A 2,705-nucleotide genomic window follows, 5' to 3' on the forward strand; every position below is an offset into this window, starting at 1 on the left:
TCCTATTTAACGGAAACGCGATTTCCAATTAAGCGGATTAGCGATTTCCATACGCCGGACAGGTGATGGATTTCACCCCGGATTATTCACCTGTACCTGGGCATAGTCCAGACAGGTATCGGAGTTGTATTCTTTGATGATCTGGGCAAGTTTCTGGAGAGCAGCCATTGCCCGTTCCGGTTCCTGCAATTCTGTCAATAAGGCAGCATAATTGTTGATCTGGGGAATGCTGTCATTGGTATAAAGCAGTTGGTACTGCTCAAGCAGGAAGATACCCTTTTCCATGTGTTCTTTTGCAAGCTCTGCCTGACCATTCATGCGGTAAAGACCGCCCAGATTCGCATGAAGGTTGGAGACAAGGTGGGCATTGTCCTCTGTGATTTCTTTGATCTGTGCAAGGGCTTCTTTTTCCAGTTTGATGGCTTTTTCCGGCTTTGTTTCCATACATGCCTGATAGTCCAGTAATAATGCACGGTCGGTAGCACTACCGTTTTCATTCCCTTTCAAAAGCTGCTTCATCTCCAGGATAATCTCTTTCATACCTTTCCTGTAACGGTATTTCTCCATATATGGGAAGACATCCTCAAGAAACAGCAGGTACTTGGTCAGATCATCTTTTTCCATCATCCGCATGATATTCCCGACTGTCTGAAACAGTTTTTTATAATAGCTGACTTCCGTTCCATGCATCAGACATATTTTTTGCAGAGAATCAAGCAAAGTATGGCAGGCTGTGACCGAAGGTTTTGTTTCTGAAAGGGCAATCTCCTGAATCAACGGATGCAGGGAAATTGTATGCCGTGTAGTTGCCTGTACAAAACCTGTTTCAATCAGATCATTGATGTCATTTAAGTCAGTTAATCCAAGCCAGTCAGCAAAAATACGGGCGGAAATACCGGCAGGAGGCAGAAAGCAAAGGTTCCGCATGATTTCCTGTTGTTCCACGGATATGGAATAAAGAGAAAACAGAGTGTGGATATGGTTATAGTAAGTAGCCTTGCTGTTTTGCCCGTCTTTGATGGCACTGATTTTATCTTCATTTTCAAGGGATGCTTTTTCTTCCCGTAGCTTTTCCAGTAAGTGTTCCGGAGGTAGAATCCCATTTTCCAGTAGTTTTGCAGCCAGCTCTACTGCAAAGGTATGGCGATGGACGATTTCTATAATCTCTTCCACCAGTGTCTGGTATTCTTCTGCTTCAGAATAAAATGCAACTGCCAGTTGAAACAGGCTGGCTGGATCCCTGATTTCTTTTAACTGCAGGATACAGTGTCCGTCAAATTTACTTCTGGTCGTGAAAAGAATCCTGCACCGGTATTTCAGAACCACCGGCAGAAAACTGTCCTGCGTGGCAGTGACGTTGAAATTGTCTATGATGAGCAGTGTATCATCTTTCAGAGAACGGAGAAACCGGTTGTGCTTCCGGAAACGTTCTTCTTCCCCATCTTCCGGCAGATCGTCGGTAAAATCCATGTCTGTGACAGCCTGATGTAAATCACCGGCATATTCCACATACAGGATGTTCGTATAATATTTTTTGTATTGCTTTGCATATGCTTTCGCCAGTTCACTCTTTCCAATCCCGGCAATTCCATAGAGAAATGCTTTGCTGTTTTCTTCCAGCATTGTATGTAATTCGTCCAGTTCTTCTTCTCTTCCAAGAAAATGGCGGCATGGTCTGGGAACTTCACTGTCCATGATGTAATCCAGAATAACCGGGGAGAGAGCCGCCTGCAAGCAGCTTTTGGTTTCTGGTGTCCCGTTTGATAAATTGGCGTTCCATACCAAAGGAGATCAGTTTTGCCAGAAAGAGAAGCCGTGAATCAATCGGCTTGTAAAGGGCTGCCAGCTTTTTCTTTTTTGCTTCGGAGATTGTGGAATCCTGCATGAACAGGAGATAAATATCCTGCAGTGCTTTGTTACAGTCGGTCATTAATGGTATAAGATTATGCTGCAGCGTTTCAGCCAGCTTTTCCTGCTTGCTTGGTCTTGCATAGTAAGTGCAGATTTTGGGACTGATCTTCGCCTGTCCGGTCATCCACCGGCAGACCAGCCCATTGTCAAAAGAAAAATCTTTGCTTTCCGGGCTGTCCATAAAATCCTCAAATACTTCATATAAAAATTCAGGCTGGTTCATCTGGTTACTTTCGCTGATATGATTTTTTAAACATGTCATTATGGAACTAAAATCGCATCGATCCAATCGCAATCCCACCTTTTCGTATCATTTCTTCTTTTATCTGGTACTAAATTTCTTTTATCATAGTACAAACATATGTTCTGGACAATGGTACTTCAATTATATGAACCAAAATAAATGAGAAATAGTCAATTCACTCTCAATTTCTGTTCAATGAGAACCCTGAAACTTTCCTGTAGAATGACCACAGAATAAAAAACAGGGAAGGAGAAGCTTGTGAAACAGAATGTAGAATTTGAACGGTGCATTGATTTTCTTGTGCGGATGATAGATAAATATGGCGAAGAGCTGCTCCGGGAACTGGAGGAAGATAAGGAAAACAATGGACAGGAGAAAAAAGAAGAAAATGAAAAGAAAAAAGAAGCGGCAGCTTCCTGAGATGGAAATCGCAGGGCTGCCGTTTTATATATGATTTTAATATACTAAGACTTCCCATACCCCAAATGGGCTTCGCACCTTAAAAATTCAATATTTCAGCTAACAAAATAGCAATTTATGCCATCGCAGT

3 protein-coding genes are annotated in these 2,705 nt (G+C 42.5%); 1 reads left to right on the forward strand and 2 read right to left on the reverse strand.

Annotated elements, in window-relative coordinates:
- Positions 1 to 72: 72 nt before the first annotated feature.
- Both ACTNDQ_RS15185 and ACTNDQ_RS15190 read right to left on the reverse strand, forming a co-directional pair.
- Complete coding sequence (locus ACTNDQ_RS15185; protein ID WP_441064977.1) at positions 73 to 1,695, reverse strand: Archaeal ATPase; 1,623 nt, start codon at positions 1,693 to 1,695, stop codon at positions 73 to 75.
- On the reverse strand, positions 1,685 to 2,134 hold the full coding sequence (locus ACTNDQ_RS15190; RefSeq protein WP_441064978.1) for a hypothetical protein: 450 nt from the start codon (positions 2,132 to 2,134) through the stop codon (positions 1,685 to 1,687). Before ACTNDQ_RS15190 ends, ACTNDQ_RS15185 begins: the two co-directional genes overlap by 11 nt.
- A gap of 279 nt (positions 2,135 to 2,413) precedes the next feature.
- Between ACTNDQ_RS15190 and ACTNDQ_RS15195 the strand changes: the two genes are divergently transcribed.
- Complete coding sequence (locus ACTNDQ_RS15195) at positions 2,414 to 2,575, forward strand: hypothetical protein (RefSeq protein WP_427808541.1); 162 nt, start codon at positions 2,414 to 2,416, stop codon at positions 2,573 to 2,575.
- Positions 2,576 to 2,705: the final 130 nt, after the last annotated feature.

It is taken from the genome of Blautia massiliensis (ex Liu et al. 2021), from assembly GCF_052064225.1.
GTDB classification, from domain to species: Bacteria; Bacillota; Clostridia; order Lachnospirales; family Lachnospiraceae; genus Blautia_A; species Blautia_A fusiformis.

Bases quoted from the DNA above. Each gene is read 5' to 3' on its own strand.
- ACTNDQ_RS15190 (WP_441064978.1), bottom strand. From the start codon at position 2,134: ATGAACCAGCCTGAATTTTTATATGAAGTATTTGAGGATTTTATGGAC.
- ACTNDQ_RS15185 (WP_441064977.1), bottom strand. From the start codon at position 1,695: ATGGACAGTGAAGTTCCCAGACCATGCCGCCATTTTCTTGGAAGAGAA.